Here is a 17391-nt window from a genome sequence, read left to right as displayed (position 1 = left end):
CATGGCTTACGACGATCTTCGCTCCCTGCTCCGGGCACTGGACCGCGAGGGCGATCTCAAGCGCATCAAGGCCGAGGTCGACCCGTATCTGGAGGTCGGCGAGATCACCGACCGGGTCCAGAAGGCCGGCGGCCCCGCGCTCCTCTTCGAGAACGTCAAGGGCTCGGCGATGCCCCTCGCCATGAACGTGTACGGGACGGACCGCCGCCTGCTCAAGGCGCTCGGCCTGAAGTCGTACGGCGAGATCAGCGACAAGATCGGCGGTCTGCTCAAGCCGGAGCTGCCGCACGGGTTCGTCGGCGTGCGCGAGGCGTTCGGCAAGCTCGGCGCGATGACGCACGTACCGCCGAAGAAGGTCAAGTCGCAGAGCGCCCCCGTGCAGGAGGTGGTCCTCACCGGTGACGACGTGGACCTGGAGCAGCTGCCCGCGCTCTTCACCTGGCCCGAGGACGGCGGCTCCTTCTTCAACCTGGGTCTGACGCACACCAAGGACCCCGACACGGGCGTCCGCAACCTCGGCCTGTACCGGCTGCAGCGTCACGACAAGCGCACCATCGGCATGCACTGGCAGATCCACAAGGACAGCCGCAACCACTACCAGGTGGCCGCCCGCAGGGGCGAGAAGCTCCCCGTCGCCATCGCGTTCGGCTGCCCGCCCGCCGTGACGTACGCGTCCACGGCGCCGCTCCCCGGTGACATGGACGAGTACATGCTGGCCGGGTTCATTCAGGGCAAGCGCGTGGAGATGGTCGACTGCAAGACGGTCCCGCTCCAGGTGCCCGCGCACGCCGAGGTCGTCATCGAGGGCTGGCTGGAGCCGGGCGAGATGCTGCCCGAGGGCCCCTTCGGCGACCACACGGGCTTCTACACGCCGCAGGAACCGTTCCCCGCGCTGAAGATCGACTGCGTGACGATGCGGAAGCGGCCGCTGCTCCAGTCCATCGTGGTCGGCCGCCCGCCGACCGAGGACGGCCCGCTGGGCCGCGCCACGGAGCGCTTCTTCCTGCCCCTCCTCAAGGTGATCGTCCCGGACATCGTCGACTACCACCTGCCGGAGTCGGGCGGCTTCCACAACTGCGCGATCGTCTCGATCGACAAGAAGTACCCCAAGCACGCCCAGAAGGTCATGCACGCCATCTGGGGCGCCCACATGATGTCGCTGACCAAGCTGATCGTCGTCGTCGACAAGGACTGCGACGTCCACGACCTGCACGAGGTCTCCTGGCGCGCGCTCGGCAACACCGACTACGCCCGTGACCTGACCGTCGTCGAAGGCCCGGTCGACCACCTCGACCACGCCTCCTACCAGCAGTTCTGGGGCGGCAAGGCGGGCATCGACGCCACGAAGAAGCTGCCCGAGGAGGGCTACACCCGGGACGGGGGCTGGCCGGACATGGTCGAGTCCGACCCGGACACGGCGGCGAAGGTCGACCGTCGCTGGAAGGAGTACGGACTCTCGTGAGTTCAGCATCAGCCGCGCTCCCGCAGCCGGGACGCACCAAGGCCTTCCTGCGCCTCGTCATGATCGAGCACTCGGTGTTCGCGCTGCCCTTCGCCTACATCGCCGCGCTGACCGCGATGTTCCGCCTCGACGAGAACATCCACTGGGGGCGGCTGCTCCTGGTCACCGTCTGCATGGTGGGCCTGCGGACCTTCGCCATGGCCGCGAACCGGATCATCGACCGCGAGATCGACGCCCGCAACCCCCGCACCGCCCACCGCGAACTCGTCACGGGCGCGGTGACGGTGAAGTCCGCGTGGACCGGCGCGCTGATCGCGCTCGTCGTCTTCCTCGGCTCCGCGGCCCTGCTCAACCCGCTCTGCCTGGCGCTCGCCCCCGTCGCGGTGATCCCGATGGTGGTCTATCCGTACGGCAAGCGGTTCACGAACTTCCCGCAGGCCATCCTCGGCCTCGCCCAGGCGATCGGCCCGATCGGCGCCTGGCTCGCCGTCACCGGCGAGTGGTCCTGGCAGGCCGTGATCCTCGGCCTCGCGGTCGGCATCTGGATCGGCGGCTTCGACCTGATCTACGCCTGTCAGGACGTGGAGACGGACCGCGAGGTCGGCGTGCTGTCGGTGCCCGCGCGCTTCGGCATCCCGGCGGCGATCCGCGGCGCCCGCGCCTGCCACTTCGTGACGACGGCGCTCCTCGTCTGGTACGCGGCGGCCACCGACGCCGGCGCGTTCTTCTGGCTCGGCCTCGCGGTCGTCGCCGGTGCCTTCGTCTACGAACACTCGATCGTGAAGCCGCACGACCTGTCCCGCCTCAACCGCGCCTTCTTCCAGGTGAACGGTTTCATCGGGATAGCCCTGTTCGCCTGCGCGCTGCTCGATCTGCTCGTACGCGGACTCAGCGTCTGAAACACCGACGGATAGGCTGCAGAGCGTGAACCCAGGAGATACGCCGCGTAGGCCTTGGATCGTGGGGGTGTCGGGTGCCTCGGGCACTCCGTACGCCGCCGCTGTGCTGCGTGCGCTGCTCGCGGCGGGGGAGAGCGTGGACCTCGTCGTGTCCCGGGCGTCGCGACTGACGCTGCTGGACGAGACGGGTATCGCGTTCCGGGACGCGCACTGGCGGGACGATCTGCGGCAGTGGCTGGGGCGCGGCGCGGACGGCAAGCCGGGGGTGTTCGACGCGGACGTGTCCGACGTGCGGTACTGGGCCGCCGGTGACCTGGCGGCGGGGCCGTCCTCGGGCTCATACGCGACGAAGGGGATGCTGATCGTGCCGGCGTCCACGGCGTGCGTGGCCGGGGTGGCGCTCGGGCTCTCGAAGGACCTGCTGCAGCGGTCGGCGAGCGTGACGCTGAAGGAAGGCCGACGGCTCGTGGTCTGCGTACGCGAGACGCCGCTGAACGGGCAGACGCTGAAGCACTTGGTGAGCCTGGACGAGGCGGGCGCGATCGTGCTGCCCGCCTCTCCGGCGTTCTACGCGGGGGCGACGCACATCCAGGATCTGGTGGACTTCGTCGCCGGGCGGGTGCTTGACGCGGCACGGGTGCCGCACAGCCTGTACCGCCGGTGGGAGGGAGAGCTCGGTTCCGGATCCGGAGGTGGCTCTGGCTCCCGGGGGGATTAGCGCTTCTTGGCGGCGCGCTTCCTGAGCAGGCCGCCCTTCGGCGCGGAGGTGGGCTTGTGGGCACGCGAGCGGTTGGCCAGGTCCTGAAGCTCGCGCATCCGGGCGTAGGCCATCTCGATCGAGTACACGGGTGACTCACTCCTGAGTGATCGTCTGAAGGATCATCGCTGATCGGCTGAGTTCGAGAAAGATTTGCGGGGTGCAAACCCTGTTGCGCCTTAGATTCTACACATAGACTCGCGGTATCGCTGAATAATGAAAGGCATCGCACCTATGGACGCCGTGGACAGGCAGCTCATCCAGGCCCTGCGGGAGAACGGCCGCGCCTCGTACGCCGAACTCGGGCGGCTCGTCGGCCTCTCCGGGCCCAGCGTCACGGACCGGATCAACCGCCTCGAAGCGGCCGGTGTCATCACGGGTTACCGCGCCACCGTCGACTCCGCCTCGCTCGGACTCGGCGTCATCGCCCTCATCGGCATCTCGCTCTCCGACGCCGCCGACCACGAGGACGTGGCACGGCGCCTGAAGGACCTGCACGAGATCGAGGACTGCTGGTTCATCGCGGGCGACGACTCGTACATGCTCAAGGTCAGGGCCACGGACGTGGACGGCCTGGAGAAGACGATCCGCCGGCTCAGCGGCACGCGCGGCGTCTCCCGCACGCGGACGACGATCGTGCTCTCGACCAAGTGGGAGAACCGGGTCGGGGAGCTGCCGGAAGAGTCCTAGGCGTACGGTTGGCGGGAGTTTGTCGCAGGTCGCAGGTCGCCGTCGGCGGGTCGCGGATCGTAGGTCGCTGGGAGAGGTAAGGGCGAGGTCATGGACGCAGGTCTCAAGCGCGAGCTGGAGCAGAAGGTCCGGGACGGCGAGCGGCTGTCCCGCGAGGACGGCATCGCGCTCTACGAGTCGGACGACCTGGCCTGGCTCGGCGGCCTCGCCCACGAGGTGCGTACGCGCAAGAACGGCGACGTCGTCCACTTCAACGTCAACCGTCACCTCAACATGACGAACGTGTGCACCGCGTCCTGCGCGTACTGCTCGTTCCAGCGCAAGCCGGGCGAGAAGGACGCGTACACGATGCGCATCGAGGAGGCCGTCCGCCTCGCCAAGGCGATGGAGGGCGAGAACCTCACCGAGCTGCACATCGTCAACGGCCTGCACCCGAACCTGCCGTGGCGCTACTACCCGCGTTCGCTGAGCGAGCTCAAGAAGGCGCTCCCGGACGTCTCCCTGAAGGCCTTCACCGCCACCGAGATCCACCACTTCGAGACGATCTCGGGGATGTCGGCGTCCGACATCCTCGACGAGCTGATCGAGGCCGGTCTTGAGTCCCTCACCGGCGGCGGCGCGGAGATCTTCGACTGGGAGGTCCGTCAGCACATCGTCGACCACCGCACCCATTGGGAGGACTGGTCGCGCATCCACCGCCTCGCGCACGAGAAGGGTCTCAAGACCCCGTGCACGATGCTGTACGGCCACATCGAGGAGCGCCGCCACCGCGTCGACCACGTCCTGCGCCTGCGTGAGCTCCAGGACGAGACCGGCGGCTTCCAGGTCTTCATCCCGCTGCGCTACCAGCACGACTTCGTCGACATGCAGGACGGCAAGGTCAGGAACCGCCTCCAGGCACGCACGACGATGGCGTCCGGCGCGGAGGCGTTGAAGACCTTCGCGGTGTCGCGTCTGCTGTTCGACAACGTTCCGCACGTCAAGGTCTTCTGGGTCATGCACGGCCTCCAGACCACGCAGCTCGCCCTCCAGCACGGCGCCGACGACATGGACGGCTCGGTCGTCGAGTACAAGATCACGCACGACGCGGACAACTTCGGCACCCCGAACAAGCTGACCCGCGAGGACCTGCTCGACCTGATCCGCGAGGCGGGCTTCCGCCCGGTCGAGCGGAACACGCGCTACGAGGCGATCCGCGAGTACGAGGGTCCCGACCCGCTGCTGCGCGAGACGCCGCAGGCTATGCGGGTCTGAACCGCAGGCGGATGCGGGTCTGAACCGCAGGCGATGCGGGTCTGAACCCCCTTGCCGGGGACGAGCCCTCTCATGCTTCACTGGAGAGGCTCGTCCAGCTCGGGCTCATTTCGGAACGGAAGAGTGGATTGACATGCTCCGCTACACGCTGATGCGCCTCGGGATCTTCGTGGGTTGCTTCTTGGTCGTCTGGGGCCTCGTCTACTCCGAGATCCTGCCGCGCGGCCTCGGCGACTCGAACCTGCTCTGGGTGCTGCTGCTCTCGCTGGTCGTCTCCGCGCCCATCAGCTTCGTGGCGCTGCGCAAGGAGCGCGACCGCGCCTCGGTCGAGGTCGTCGCCCGCGTGGACCGCGCCAAGGCCAACCTGGAGGCGAACCGCACCCAGGAGGACGAGGCGGACGACGCGGCACGCTCGCAGGCGAAGGGCTCCAACGGCTCGAAGGGTCGCGCGCAGGCGCAGGGCTCGTAGGCGGACGCGGACGGCTCGCGGGCGTCGCGGGCCTGCCTCGCAGGGCACGTCGCACACGTCGCACACTTCTCAGAACCCCGGTTCCGGAGCACATCGCTCCGGAACCGGGGTTCTTTGTGTTGCCTCGTGCTGCTTGGGGTCGCTGTTATGGCGCTACCTCAAACAAGTCCTTTGATGTTCTCAAAGCTCAAGTGTTAACGTGTTCGACATGAAGACAGCAGCAGCGCACCACAACGCCATGAGCGTCCCGCTCGTGGCGCGCCTGCATGTCGATCTCTGCCGCTGCATGTCCGCGGCCTGTCACATCTGAACGTGACCCCCGATGCAGCGGCCCGCTGACCCTTCGCGGTCGCCGCTCCCGTACGTCCCCCTCCCCCTGACTTTCCTCACCGGAGTGTGTCCGTGTCCGCGAATTCCGCGACGCCCGCCGACCAGGCAGGCGAGCACCAGAATCCCCAGAACTCCGAGAATCCCGGGACGCCCGGGACGCCCAGGTCCGGCTCCCGAATACCCGGGTTCCTGAAGATCCCCTTCTGGGCGCAGATCCTCGGCGGCCTGGTCCTGGGCGTCCTGCTCGGCTGGATCGCCCGCAACCAGGACGTCGACTGGCTCGTCACCACCCTCTCCAAGGTCGGCGACACCTTCATCGGGCTCCTGAAGCTGGCGGTCGCGCCGCTCGTCTTCTTCGCGATCCTGGTGTCGATCACCAACCTGCGGAAGGTCAACAACGCCGCCCGGCTGGCCACCCGCACGCTGCTCTGGTTCATGATCACGTCGCTGATCGCGGTCGCCATCGGCCTCACCATCGGCCTGATCACCAACCCCGGCTCCGGCACCGGCCTCACCCCGAAGGACGGCAAGGCCCCCGACCACGCGGGCTCCTGGATCGACTTCCTGACCGGGATCATCCCGACGGACGTCGTCACGCCCTTCACTGAGCTCAACGTCCTCCAGATCGTCTTCATGGCCGCCGTCGCCGGCGTCGCCGTACTGAAGATCGGCGACAAGGCGCAGCCGATCCTGGAGCTGAGCGAGTCGGTTCTCGCCCTCCTCCAGAAGGCCCTGTGGTGGGTCATCAAGCTCTCCCCGATCGGCACCATCGGCCTCATCGGCTTCGCCATCGCGGACTACGGCTGGGACCTCATCAGCAAGTACGCGACGTTCACCGCCGACATCTACATCGGCTGCGCCCTGGTCCTCTTCGGCGTCTACCCGCTGCTGCTCGCCACCGTCGCCAAGGTCAACCCGCTCCAGTTCTTCAAGGGCGCCTGGCCCGCCATCCAGCTGGCGTTCGTCTCCCGCTCCTCGGTCGGCACCATGCCGATCACCCAGAAGGTCACCGAGCGCCTCGGCGTCCCGAAGGAGTACACGTCCTTCGCCGTGCCGTTCGGCGCCACGACGAAGATGGACGGCTGCGCCGCCATCTACCCGGCCATCGCCGCGATCTTCGTCGCGCAGATCTTCGACGTGCACATGGGCATCAAGGAGTACCTGCTCATCGCCTTCGTCTCGGTCGTCGGTTCGGCCGCGACGGCGGGCCTGACGGGCGCCACGGTCATGCTGACCCTGACCCTGTCCACCCTCGGCCTGCCGATGGAGGGCGTCGGCCTGCTCCTCGCCATCGACCCGGTCCTCGACATGATGCGCACCGCGACGAACGTCGCGGGTCAGGCGCTGGTCCCCGTGATCGTCGCGGCCCGTGAGAACATCCTCGACCGGGAGGCGTACGAGAACGCGTCGGCGTCGCCGCTGGATGAGCTGGATGAGCTGGACGACGAGGCCGAGGGGACGCGGTCGATCCCGGCGTCCTCGGTGTCGCCCTCCTCTTCGTCCTCTTCGGCGGAGAAGGTGCCTGCCGCGGTCTGAGTCGCGTCGTCATGTCGAAGCCCCGTCCCGGAGCGATTCCGGGGCGGGGCTTCGGTCGTTCCCGCCTCCGGGCTCGTTGACCGTACGCTGACGTGTGGACGGACAGTGTGGAGAGGCGGGGGCCGGGGTGGGCGAGAAGCGGCGGCAGAAACGGATGCCGCGGGCCGTGCGGGAGCAGCAGATGCTGGACGCGGCGGTACGGACGTTCGGGCAGCGGGGGTACCGGGCCGCGTCCATGGACGAGATCGCGGAGCTCGCCGGTGTTTCCAAGCCGCTCGTGTACCTGTATCTGAACTCCAAGGAAGAGCTCTTCAGCGCGTGCATCCGGCGGGAGGCCGCGGCGCTCGTCGCCGCGGTGCGGGAGGGCGCGAGCGGGGCCGCCGGTTCCGGCGAGAGCGCCGACCGCCAACTGTGGGACGGGCTACGGGCGTTCTTCACGCACACCGCCGAGCAGCCCGAAGGGTGGGCCGTGCTGCACAGCCAGGCGCGGACGCAGGGCGAACCGTTCGCGGCCGAGGTCGCCGCCATGCGCGAGGAGATCGTCGCCTTCGTGACCTCCCTGATCGCGGAGGCGGCGCGGTCGGCGCACGGTGACCCGTCACTGCCGGAGCGCGAGGTCGCGGGGCTCGCGCAGGCGCTGGTGGGCGCTGCGGAGTCGCTGGCCGGGTGGGCCAACACGGAGGGGTCCGTCTCGGCGAAGGAGGCGGCGGCGACGCTCATGAACTTCGCGTGGTCGGGGCTGGGTGGCCTGATGGAGGGGCGGCGCTGGGCTCCCGCGTGAGGGCGCTGTGGGGGCGTTGGGCGGGGCTCGGCGGTTCGCTGGTTTCGCCGGTGAGGTGTGGTTTTCCGGTGCGGGGGTCGTGGAGTTCGAAGGTGTGGTCCCGGGCGGTGTACGTGACCGTGGACGGGAGCAGGACGGGGGCCTTGAACTCCGCCCTGACGCGGACGGCACCCTGCGCTCCGTTCTCCGCCAGGCAGCGGGCGAAGGTCCACATGCCGTGGGCGATGGGGCGCGGGAAGCCGAAGGGGCGGGCGGTGAGCGGGTGCAGGTGGATGGGGTTGTGGTCGCCGCTTACGGCGGCGTAGCGGCGGCCGAGGTCGGGGGCGAGGTGCCATTGCGTTCCGGCTGCGGGGGTGGGGGCTGGGGTTGGGGTTGGGGTTGGGGTTGGGGTGGGGCTTGGGGTGGGGCTCGGGGCTTGGGGTGGTGTTTTGTGGCGGGCCAGGTAGGTGCTGCCGGACTGCCAGAGGAGTTCGCCGCGGGTGGAGGTGACCTGGGTGGTGAGGGTCGCTTCTGTGCCGCGTCGGTGGGGGGCCAACTGCCTCGTTCCTACTGTGAGTTCCAGCTTCTCTGAGGGGTGCGGGGGGCGGTACTGGGTGATCTCTATGGAGGTGTGCACGAGGCCGAGGAGGGGGAGCGGGAAGTCGCGGGCGGTCATCAGGCGCATGGCCAGGGGGAACGCGAGGACGTGGGGGTAGGTGAGGGGCAGTTCTTCGGGGCTGGTGCCGGTGTTGGTGGGGAAGCCGAAGCCGCAGACCGTGTTGTACGCGGTGAGGTGGCGGGGGTCGGAGGTGCGGGTGGCGGTGAGACGGGTTCGGGGGGCGTGAGGGTGGGCGCCGGGGTGCTTGAGGGGTGAGAGGGCGGCGGCGCGGAGCAGGAGAAGTGGGAGCGGGGTTCGGGCTCGCATGGTCTTCCTTCGTGAGGTCGTGGTCGGGGACGTGGGTTTGTGGGCGGCTGCGCTGGGGTGGGGTTTCGTGCGGGTTCGCTGGGGCGAGGTGCGTCTGTGGGGCGGGGCCGTGGGGGTATGTGCGTACTCGCTATCCCTGCGTCGCGCTGCACGGACAATGGGGCTATAGCGTGCTCGGTGCTCCGTTCGCACATACCCCCACGTCCCCTCGGGAGCGCGTGCGACCGTGGCCCGGTGGGGGCTGGCCCCGTCCTGCCGTACGTTGCGGGGCAAACGCCCCCGCCCCTGCCCCTACCTCCGCCGTGCGCTGCGGGGCAAACGGGTGGGTGGGTGGGATACATCCGCCGCGAAGCGGCGGGCCCGTTCGTGCCCGCAGGCGGAAGGCGGGGGGAGATACCCACCCACCCGCCCACTCGGTCTACGCACCGAGGAGGCTCTGGCCGCAGACTCGGACCACCTGTGCGTTCACGCCGCCCTGCGCCAGCCATGACGTCGTTTCCGCCACGTCCACGGGGAGTCCGCCCTGTGCGAGGGAGTTCATGCGGCGGCCCGCCTCGCGGATGAGGAGAGGGACCGCCGCCGTCATCTTCGTCTCGATGAAGCCGGGCGCCACCGCGTTCACCGTCACCGCGTGCTCCGCGAGCGCCCGCGGCCCGAGGGAGTGGACCAGGCCGATGATGCCCGCCTTGCTCGCGGCGTAGTTCGTCTGGCCCGCGTTGCCCGCGATTCCCGCGATCGAGGCCGTGGCGACGATCCGGCCGCCGGGGGCGAAGACGCCCGCCTTGAGGAGCGCGTCCGTGGTCGTCAGGACGGCGCCGAGGTTGACGTCGAGGACCGGGGTCCAGCGGTCCCGCGCCATGTTGGCCAGCTTGCGGTCGCGGGTGATGCCCGCGTTGTGGACGAGGATGTCGAGGCGGCCGTCCGGCAGCGCCGCGGCTATGCGCTCGCCCGCGTCCGGCGCCGTGATGTCGAGCGGGAGCGCCGAGCCGCCCAGGCGGTCCGCGACGCGGGCCAGGTCCTGCCGGGACGGGGGAACGTCGAGGAGTACGACCTCGGCGCCGTCGCGCGTCAGGACCTCCGCGACCGCCGCGCCGATGCCGCGCGCCGCGCCCGTCACCAGGGCGGTGCGGCCCGCGAGGGGGCGCTCCCAGTCGGCGGGGGCGGCCAGCGTCTCGGCGGGGCCTGTCTCGATGACCTGGCCGGTGACGTAGGCGGACTTGGGGGAGAGCAGGAAGCGCAGGGTCGGCTCGGCGGTGGCGATCGGGCCCGTGACGCGGACGAGGTTGGCGGTGCGGCCCCGGCCGAGCTCCTTGGCGAGCGAACGTATGAACCCTGCCAACGCCTGCTGGGCCGCGGCCTGGTGGTGGTCGGCCGGGTCCGGCGGGGAGCCGATGATCACGATGCGGCCGTTGTCCGCCACCGTGCGCACCACGGGGTGCAGGGCCGCGTGCACCTCGCAGAGGGTCCGGATGTCGACCACCGCCGTGGCGTCGAGAACAACTGCGGTGGGACGCGCGGGCGTTGGGGCGATGGTGTGGCCCGCCGAGGTGAGGAGGGTGGGCAGGTCGGCCGTGTACGAGGACTGACCCGCTGTGAGCAGGAGCAACTCGCCGCCCAGGGACGGGCGTTCCGGCGACCAGCGGCGCAGCCGGGCCGGCTGGGGCAGGCCGAGGCGACGGGTCAGGAAGCGGCCGGGCGCGGTGGCGGTGAAGGTCAGGTAGCGGTCGGCCATTGTCCAACTCCCAGCTCGGTCGTAAATTTACTTCCGAGTAAGGTTACTCAAGGGTCAGGAGCTGGTCGAGACATGAGTCTTCCCGCTGTGCGCCGCGTCGCCGTACTCGGCGGCACCCGCATTCCATTCGCCCGGTCCGACGGGCCGTACGCGACCTCCTCGAATCAGGACATGCTGACCGCCGCCCTCGACGGGCTGGTTCAGCGGTACGGCCTCCAAGGGCAGGGAGTGGTGGGGGAGTTCGCCGCCGGTGCCGTGCTCAAGCACAGCCGGGACTTCAACCTGGCCCGTGAGGTCGTGCTCGGGTCCGCCCTCGATTCCCGTACGCCCGCCTACGACCTCCAGCAGGCGTGCGGCACCGGGCTCCAGGCCGTCGCCGCCGTCGCCAACAAGGTGATGCTCGGGCAGATCGAGTCGGGGATCGCCGGAGGGTCCGACACCGCGAGCGACGCCCCTCTCGGGGTCAACGACGAGCTGCGGCGGGCCCTGCTCGCGGCGCGGCGGGCCACGTCCGTGGGCGGGCGGCTGCGCGCGCTGGGGCGGGTGCGGCCCCGGCACCTCGTACCGGACATCCCGCGCAACGCGGAGCCGCGTACCGGCCTCTCCATGGGCGAGCACGCGGCGGTGACCGCGCGGAAGTGGGGCATCACGCGTGAGGCGCAGGACGAGCTGGCGGCGCTCAGTCACCAGCGGCTGGCGGCCGCGTACGAGCGGGGGTTCCTGGACGATCTCGTCGTGCCGTTCCGCGGGCTCGCGCGGGACCAGAACCTGCGGCCCGGGTCGACCGTGGAGAAGCTCGCCCGGCTGCAGCCCGTGTTCGGGACCGGGGCGCCCGGCGCGACCATGACCGCGGGCAATTCCACTCCGCTGACGGACGGCGCCGCCGTCGCTCTGCTCGGCAGTGAGGAGTGGGCCCGGAGCCGGGGGCTCGAACCGCTCGCGTACCTCGCCGCCTGCGAGAGCGCGGCGGTCGACTTCGTCCACGGGGATGTCGCCGGGGGCGACGACGGGCTGCTGATGGCGCCCGCGTACGCCGTGCCCCGGATGCTGGAGCGGGCCGGTCTCGGGCTCGGCGACTTCGATTTCGTGGAGGTGCACGAGGCGTTCGCCTCGCAGGTCCTCGCCACGCTCGCCGCCTGGGAGAAGCGTGGGCTCGGCGCCGTGGACCGGGCGCGGCTGAACGTCGCGGGGTCGTCGCTCGCCACCGGTCACCCGTTCGCGGCCACCGGGGCGCGGATCGTCGCCACCCTCGCCAAGCTCCTCGCCGAGCGGGGACGCCCGGGGCGGGGTCTCATCTCCATCTGTGCGGCGGGCGGGCAAGGGGTCACCGCGATTCTGGAGAGGTAGGCGCCCGCCCCGAGGTTGCAGGTGTTACGCAGCGTAGTGGGTGTGTACTTACGGGTGCCCTGCGCTGAACGGGCGAGGCCCGGCGGGCCCGCTTAGGGTGAGCGAGGGGCAACAGGCTGGGAGGTTGCCGTGCGTGGAGCTTGTGCAATCGCCGGTGTCACCGTGCTGGTCGTCGCGGGAGCGGGAGCGGGAGCGGGCGTGCCGGGCGTGCCGGGCATGCCAGGCATGGCCTGGGCCACCGCCGCCGCCGCTGACGGTGGTGGGCGGCCCGATCTGTCGCGCTACTACACGCAGAAGATCAAGTGGTCCGCGTGCAAGGGCGACACCGAGACCATGGCGGAGGCCGCGGGCGGAACCAAGGACCTGCGGTGCGGGCACATGACCGTCCCGGTCGACTACGCGAAGCCCGCCGCCGGAACCGTCGACATCGCGATGATCCGGCTGAAGTCCAGCACGAGCGGCAAGCCCCGCGGGTCCCTGGTGCTGAACTTCGGCGGGCCCGGCGGACCCGGTGTCTCCGCGCTCGCCGGTGCGCAGAAGGAGTTCGGCTTCCTGAGCAAGGACTACGACATCGTCTCCTTCGACCCGCGCGGCGTCGGCCTGAGCGATCCGGTCAGCTGTGGCGACGCCGGGGGGAATCCCGATCCGACCACGGAGGGGGCGGGCGACGCGGCCGCCGTGCTGCGCAAGCTGCGCAAGGTCGCCAAGGAGTGCGAGGAGCGGTCCGGGCCGGTCCTTCCGCACATGGGGACCGTCAACGTCTCCCGCGACCTGGACGTCATGCGGCAGGCCCTCGGCGACAAGAAGCTGAACTACCTGGGGTTCTCCTACGGGACGCGGATCGGCGCCGTCTACGCCGCGCAGTTCCCCGGGAAGGTCGGGCGGATGACGCTCGACGGCGTGGACACGCTGACCGAGCCCGTCGCCGCACAGTCCCTCGCGACCGCCGAAGGGCGCCAGACCGCCCTCGACCACTTCCTCACCTGGTGCACCGGGAACGCCGGCTGTGTCTTCGGCACCGACTCCCGTGCGGCACGGGACAGCATCGTGAAGATCATCAAGGACCTGGACAGGATGCCGCTCCGGTCCATGGCGGGCCAGCGGTTCACCGGCCAGAACGTCGTCGGCGTCCTCACCCAGGCGCTGTACAGCAGGCAGGCCTGGCCCGCGCTCTCGCAGGCGCTCGGGGCGTTGCTCGCCGACGGGGACCCGCGGGCGCTGATGCGGATGAGCAGCGGGCTGCCGGGCGGGGTGGAGCCGGGGCAGGTGCCGGGACCGGGGGTGAAACCGGGGCCGGTGGTGGTACCGCGGCCTGTGGTGCCCGGCCATAGCGGGCCGGACGTGCCCATGGACAACGCGTCCGCCGCCCTCATGGCCGTGAACTGCGCCGACGATCCCGACCGGCCCGACGCCGCGCACCTAGAGAAGGAAGTCGGCAGGCTCCAGAAGGAGTTCGAGGAGGCCTCGCCGGTCTTCGGCAAGTCGATGCTGATGCCGGTGCTGCTGTGCTTCGGGCGGCCCGCGGGGACGGACTACATCCGCAAGGAGGTACGGGACGTGAAGTCGCCCGAGTTGCTGCTCGTCGGCACGCGGGGCGACCCGGCCACGCCGTACCGGTGGACGGAGGAGACGGCGCGGCGGCTCGGACCGCAGGCCGTCGTCCTGGACAACAAGGGCGACGGGCACACCGGCTACCTCGGGTCCCAGTGCGTGCGGGACAAGGTGGACGGGTTCCTGCTGTACGGGGAGACGCCCAGGACCGGGAGTTCCTGCGCGGCGGAGTGAGGGGCCGGATACTGGGCTGGGGCGGGCCGGGCCCTAGGGTCTGTCTTTCGGATCAGGCCGGACTTGGGTGGCCTTGCCTTGGGCGGGGCTTGAGCGGGGTCTGGTGCGTGCAGCTGCAAGGCGGAGGAGGGCGGCAACGCGGAGCGTTGGCAACCGACGACAACGCCGCAGATGTGCGTGCCAGACCCCGCGACCCCGGACAGATCCGAACGACAGGCCCTAGCGGGGCGGGGCCAGGCGGAGCATCGCCGCCTCGTCGGGGGTGTCCGGCGTGGCCTGGTAGACCACCAGGCGCTGGTCGCCCGAGCGCGCCAGCTTCATCACCTCGTACGTGAGGGTCATCGGGCCGACCTTGGGGTGTTCGAACGTCTTGGTGCCGCCGCCGCGCTCGCAGACGTCGTACTGCTCCCAGATGCGGGCGAAATCGGGTGACTTCAGGAGGAGTTCGCCGACGAGGCTCGTCAGCTGCGGGGAGTCTGTGTCGGTGCCGCCGATCGCGCGCAGGTGGGAGACCGACCTGGAGACCGTGTCCTCCCAGGGCCGGTACAGGACGCGGCCCATGGGGTGCAGGAAGAGGTAGCGCACGACGTTGCGCTGCTCGTCGGGCCAGTCCCACAGGCCGGGCAGCAGGGCCTTGCCGGGGGCGTTGGCGGCCAGCATGTAGCTGTGCCTGCTCACCACGTACGCGGGCAGCGGGGCGAGCCCGTCCAGCATGCGGAGCACTGACTCGCGGACCGTGTGGTCGGCCGTGGGATGCGGTTCCGTGAGGCGGCCCGAGGCCAGTTCGGCCAGGTCGCGCAGCCGGTCGTGGGCGTCGCCCGTCAGGCGCAGGGCGCGTGCGAGGGCGTCGATGACGGCGGGCGAGGGGTTCGCCTCGCGGCCCCGCTCCAGACGCGTGTAGTAGTCCACGCTCACACCGGCCAGCGTGGCCAGCTCCTCGCGGCGCAGGCCCGGCGTGCGGCGCAGGCCCGTGCCCGCAGGGAGGCCCGCCTCGGCCGGGGTCACCCTGGCGCGGCGGGCGCGGAGGTACCGGCCCAGCTCGGTACCGGTGGCGGGCGCGGGCGTGGGTGCCGATGCCGGTGCGGGTGCGGCCGTCGGGGCCGCCGGGCTCGCTGTGCTTTCCGTCATCCGGCCATTGTCCCTGGTGGGTCTCCGGCGTGGGGGGCCGTGTCAGGGCCAGGAACGCGGGACCCCGGTGAGGTGCGGCCTGCCACGGGGGGCTGCCGCCCTGGAGAGTGGGGGTTGTGCGGGTGGCCCGGCCACCGTGACCCAGGGGGTGCGATGTCACCGGGCCGCGGTGCGGTGGCCGGTGCCGTCCGCCGTTCGTTGCCGTCCGCCGTTTGTCGCCGTCTGCCGTCTGCCGCCGTCTGCCGTTCGTGCCGTCCTTCCTCGTCGCTCCGCGACGGCTGTGCTTCGCCGCTCCGCGGCGGCTTCCCACCCGCCCACCCGTTGCTCCGCGACTCGTGAGCCCCGTCACCGTAGGAGTTCCATGTCCGCCGGCGTTCTCTCCGCCCCCTCCGTCCGGGCCCCCCGCCCCCCAGCTCCCGACGCCCCGCACCCCCGCACCTCCTCCTCCCCCGCCCTCGCCCTCCTCGCCGCGCTCCTCGGCTTCACCGTCATCACCATCGACGTCACCGCCGTGAACATCGCGCTGCCCGACATCCGCGCCGACCTGCACGGCGGCATGGCGGGGCTGCAGTGGACCGTGGACGCGTACACCCTCATGTTCGCCGCCCTGATGCTGTCCGCGGGTGCGCTCGCCGACCGGGCGGGGGCGCGGCGCGCGTACGTCTGGGGCGTGGCGCTCTTCACCGCCGCCTCGCTGGCCTGCGCCCTCGCGCCCGGCATCGGTGCGCTGATCGCGGCCCGCGTCGCCCAGGGTGCGGGCGCGGCCATCGTGATGCCCGCCTCGCTCGCGCTGATCCGGCAGGCCTACGACGACGCCCGTCGACGCGCCCGCGCCATCGCGCTGTGGACGGTGGGCGGTTCCGCCGCCGTCGCGGTGGGTCCGGTCCTCGGCGGGGTGCTCACGGAGAGCGCCGGGTGGCGTTCCGTCTTCCTCCTCAACCTGCCGGTCGGCGCGCTGATCCTCGTACTCCTCGCCCGTACCACCCGCTCCCCCCGCCGTCCCGCGCCCCTCGACCTCGCCGGGCAGGCGACCGCCGTCCTCACCCTCGCCGGGCTCGCGTTCGCGGTCATCGAGGGCGGGCACCTGGGGTGGACGAGCGCGCCCGTACTCGCCGCCTTCGCCGTGGCCCTCGGCTCCGGATTCGCCTTCTACATCGCCGAGAAGCGGCACGCCGCGCCCATGGTCCCGCTCGGCCTGCTGCGGCAGCGCCAGGTCGGTGTCGCCCTCGCGGTCGGCTTCGCGGTCAACGCCGGGTTCTACGGCGTGACCTTCCTCCTCGGCCTCTACTACCAGCAGCTGCGCGGCATGTCGGGCGTCGTGGCGGGCCTGATGTTCGTGCCGCTCGCCGCGTTCATCACGGGGACCAACCTCGTCTCGCCCCGTGCCGCCGAGCGGTTCGGGCGGCGCCGGGTCATCGTGCTCGGCCAGGCGATTCTTGCCCTCGCCATGTTCGTCCTCGTACCGCTGAACGCGGATACGCCGTTGTGGCTCGTCCTTCTCCTGGTCGTCCCGACGGGCCTCGGCGGCGCGTTCTGCGTACCCGCGTTGACGGCGCAGCTGATGGACAGTGTCCCCGGTGAGCGCGCCGGTACGGCTTCCGGGCTCCTCAACTCCCTTCGCCAGACGGGTGGCGCGATGTCCGTGGCCCTCTTCGGCGCCTTGCTCGCCGGTGGCGGTGACTCCGGCTTCTCCGTCGCGGGGATGCGTACGGGGCTCGTGGCCGTGGGCGCGGTTCTGTGCGTCACCACGGCGTTGGCGGCGTGGCTGCTTCCCCGGGACTGAGTGACGTGTCGGGACGTGTCAGGACGCGTCAGGATGTGGCGTACGTGAGGAAGTGGGACCAGGGGGTGGGGCTGACGGAGAAGGTCGGCCCCTGGGGGTTCTTGGAGTCGCGTAGGTGGATGGCGTGGGGGCGGGTGGCGAGCTCTACGCATTCGCCGCCGGCGCCGCTGCTGTAGCTCGACTTCTCCCAGGGGTAGGCGACTTCGAGGCATTCGCCGCCCTCGCCTGTGCTGTAGCTCGACTCCCGCCAGTGGTAAGCGACTTCGAGGCACTCGCCGCCTCCGCCGCTGCTGTAGCTGGACTTGAACCAGTTCAGTTGCTCGGTGCTCATTGGTCTCCCAGCATCTTCTCGATCAGAGCCGGCGAATCACGAGGCGTGAGCGTCTCTGCTTGCAGGATCCCATAGCGAACGGCCAGTACACGGACTTCTTCCGGAGCGGTGATCAACCGCGGGTACGTGTGGATCTCCATGCGTCGAGGACCGGACCCCCGGCAAGACGGTCTGGGCCGAACTTCCTTACCCGTCAAGGGAAA

Annotated in this window: 16 protein-coding genes; 11 read left to right on the top strand and 5 right to left on the bottom strand. The window is 70.6% G+C overall.

From position 1 onward, the window contains the following. Position 1: 1 nt before the first annotated feature. From AC07DI_RS18835 to AC07DI_RS18825, 3 genes are read left to right on the top strand one after another with little or no spacing between them, the layout of a single operon-like run. Complete coding sequence (locus tag AC07DI_RS18835; protein ID WP_478905267.1) at positions 2-1462, top strand: menaquinone biosynthesis decarboxylase; 1461 nt, start codon at positions 2-4, stop codon at positions 1460-1462. After that, complete coding sequence (gene mqnP / locus AC07DI_RS18830) at positions 1459-2361, top strand: menaquinone biosynthesis prenyltransferase MqnP (protein WP_384260531.1); 903 nt, start codon at positions 1459-1461, stop codon at positions 2359-2361. The genes AC07DI_RS18835 and mqnP overlap by 4 nt, the downstream gene beginning before the upstream one ends. Positions 2362-2386: 25 nt before the next feature. Further along, the gene (locus AC07DI_RS18825; protein ID WP_384260534.1) at positions 2387-3079 is read left to right on the top strand and encodes a UbiX family flavin prenyltransferase; all 693 of its coding nucleotides are present in this window, start codon (positions 2387-2389) and stop codon (positions 3077-3079) included. On the opposite strand, the gene AC07DI_RS18820 is transcribed toward AC07DI_RS18825, so the two are convergent. Next, positions 3076-3207 (bottom strand): hypothetical protein, encoded by a 132-nt coding sequence (locus tag AC07DI_RS18820; protein ID WP_384260569.1) that lies wholly within the window; start codon positions 3205-3207, stop codon positions 3076-3078. The genes AC07DI_RS18825 and AC07DI_RS18820 overlap by 4 nt on opposite strands. Before the next feature lie 145 nt (positions 3208-3352). Between AC07DI_RS18820 and AC07DI_RS18815 the strand changes: the two genes are divergently transcribed. The 5 genes from AC07DI_RS18815 to AC07DI_RS18795 all read left to right on the top strand — a co-directional run bounded on the left by AC07DI_RS18815 (position 3353) and on the right by AC07DI_RS18795 (position 8178). Continuing rightward, on the top strand, positions 3353-3808 hold the full coding sequence (locus tag AC07DI_RS18815) for an Lrp/AsnC family transcriptional regulator (RefSeq protein WP_384260563.1): 456 nt from the start codon (positions 3353-3355) through the stop codon (positions 3806-3808). 90 nt (positions 3809-3898) lie between these two features. Continuing rightward, positions 3899-5062 (top strand): aminofutalosine synthase MqnE, encoded by a 1164-nt coding sequence (mqnE, locus tag AC07DI_RS18810; RefSeq protein WP_384260537.1) that lies wholly within the window; start codon positions 3899-3901, stop codon positions 5060-5062. Between the two features lie 133 nt (positions 5063-5195). Beyond that, the gene (locus AC07DI_RS18805) at positions 5196-5531 is read left to right on the top strand and encodes a DUF4229 domain-containing protein (protein ID WP_384260540.1); all 336 of its coding nucleotides are present in this window, start codon (positions 5196-5198) and stop codon (positions 5529-5531) included. Positions 5532-6038: 507 nt separating this feature from the next. Then, the gene (locus AC07DI_RS18800) at positions 6039-7397 is read left to right on the top strand and encodes a dicarboxylate/amino acid:cation symporter (RefSeq protein ID WP_478905312.1); all 1359 of its coding nucleotides are present in this window, start codon (positions 6039-6041) and stop codon (positions 7395-7397) included. 154 nt (positions 7398-7551) lie between these two features. Next, a complete protein-coding gene (locus AC07DI_RS18795) occupies positions 7552-8178 on the top strand; it encodes a TetR/AcrR family transcriptional regulator (RefSeq protein WP_384260566.1) in 627 nt (208 codons plus the stop codon). On the opposite strand, the gene AC07DI_RS18790 is transcribed toward AC07DI_RS18795, so the two are convergent. Together AC07DI_RS18790 and AC07DI_RS18785 are read right to left on the bottom strand one after the other, a co-directional pair. Beyond that, positions 8114-9082: a MaoC family dehydratase gene (locus tag AC07DI_RS18790; protein ID WP_478905266.1), complete on the bottom strand. Its 969-nt coding sequence runs from the start codon at positions 9080-9082 to the stop codon at positions 8114-8116. The genes AC07DI_RS18795 and AC07DI_RS18790 overlap by 65 nt on opposite strands. Positions 9083-9500: 418 nt before the next feature. Next, positions 9501-10814 carry a 3-oxoacyl-ACP reductase gene (locus AC07DI_RS18785; protein ID WP_478905265.1) on the bottom strand — a complete coding sequence of 438 codons (1314 nt, stop codon included), beginning with the start codon at positions 10812-10814 and terminating at the stop codon, positions 9501-9503. 72 nt (positions 10815-10886) lie between these two features. Here AC07DI_RS18785 and AC07DI_RS18780 point away from each other — a divergent pair, with 72 nt between their 5' ends. Together AC07DI_RS18780 and AC07DI_RS18775 are read left to right on the top strand one after the other, a co-directional pair. Next, on the top strand, positions 10887-12161 hold the full coding sequence (locus AC07DI_RS18780) for an acetyl-CoA C-acetyltransferase (protein ID WP_478905264.1): 1275 nt from the start codon (positions 10887-10889) through the stop codon (positions 12159-12161). 129 nt (positions 12162-12290) lie between these two features. Then, a complete protein-coding gene (locus AC07DI_RS18775; protein ID WP_478905263.1) occupies positions 12291-13946 on the top strand; it encodes an alpha/beta hydrolase in 1656 nt (551 codons plus the stop codon). Between the two features lie 219 nt (positions 13947-14165). Here AC07DI_RS18775 and AC07DI_RS18770 read toward each other — a convergent pair whose 3' ends face one another. Next, positions 14166-15074, bottom strand: a complete 909-nt coding sequence (locus AC07DI_RS18770) for a helix-turn-helix transcriptional regulator (protein WP_478905262.1) — start codon at positions 15072-15074, stop codon at positions 14166-14168. 361 nt (positions 15075-15435) lie between these two features. On the opposite strand from AC07DI_RS18770, the gene AC07DI_RS18765 reads away from it, so the two are divergent. Beyond that, positions 15436-16857, top strand: coding sequence for an MFS transporter (locus AC07DI_RS18765; protein WP_478905261.1), 1422 nt, complete (start codon positions 15436-15438; stop codon positions 16855-16857). Between the two features lie 28 nt (positions 16858-16885). Here AC07DI_RS18765 and AC07DI_RS18760 read toward each other — a convergent pair whose 3' ends face one another. Then, positions 16886-17188 (bottom strand): DUF397 domain-containing protein, encoded by a 303-nt coding sequence (locus AC07DI_RS18760; RefSeq protein ID WP_478905260.1) that lies wholly within the window; start codon positions 17186-17188, stop codon positions 16886-16888. Positions 17189-17391: the final 203 nt, after the last annotated feature.

It is taken from the genome of Streptomyces sp. NPDC044106 (genome assembly GCF_056433985.1).
Note: the sequence above shows the minus strand (reverse complement) of the source record. Positions and strands in the feature narration are given on the sequence as shown.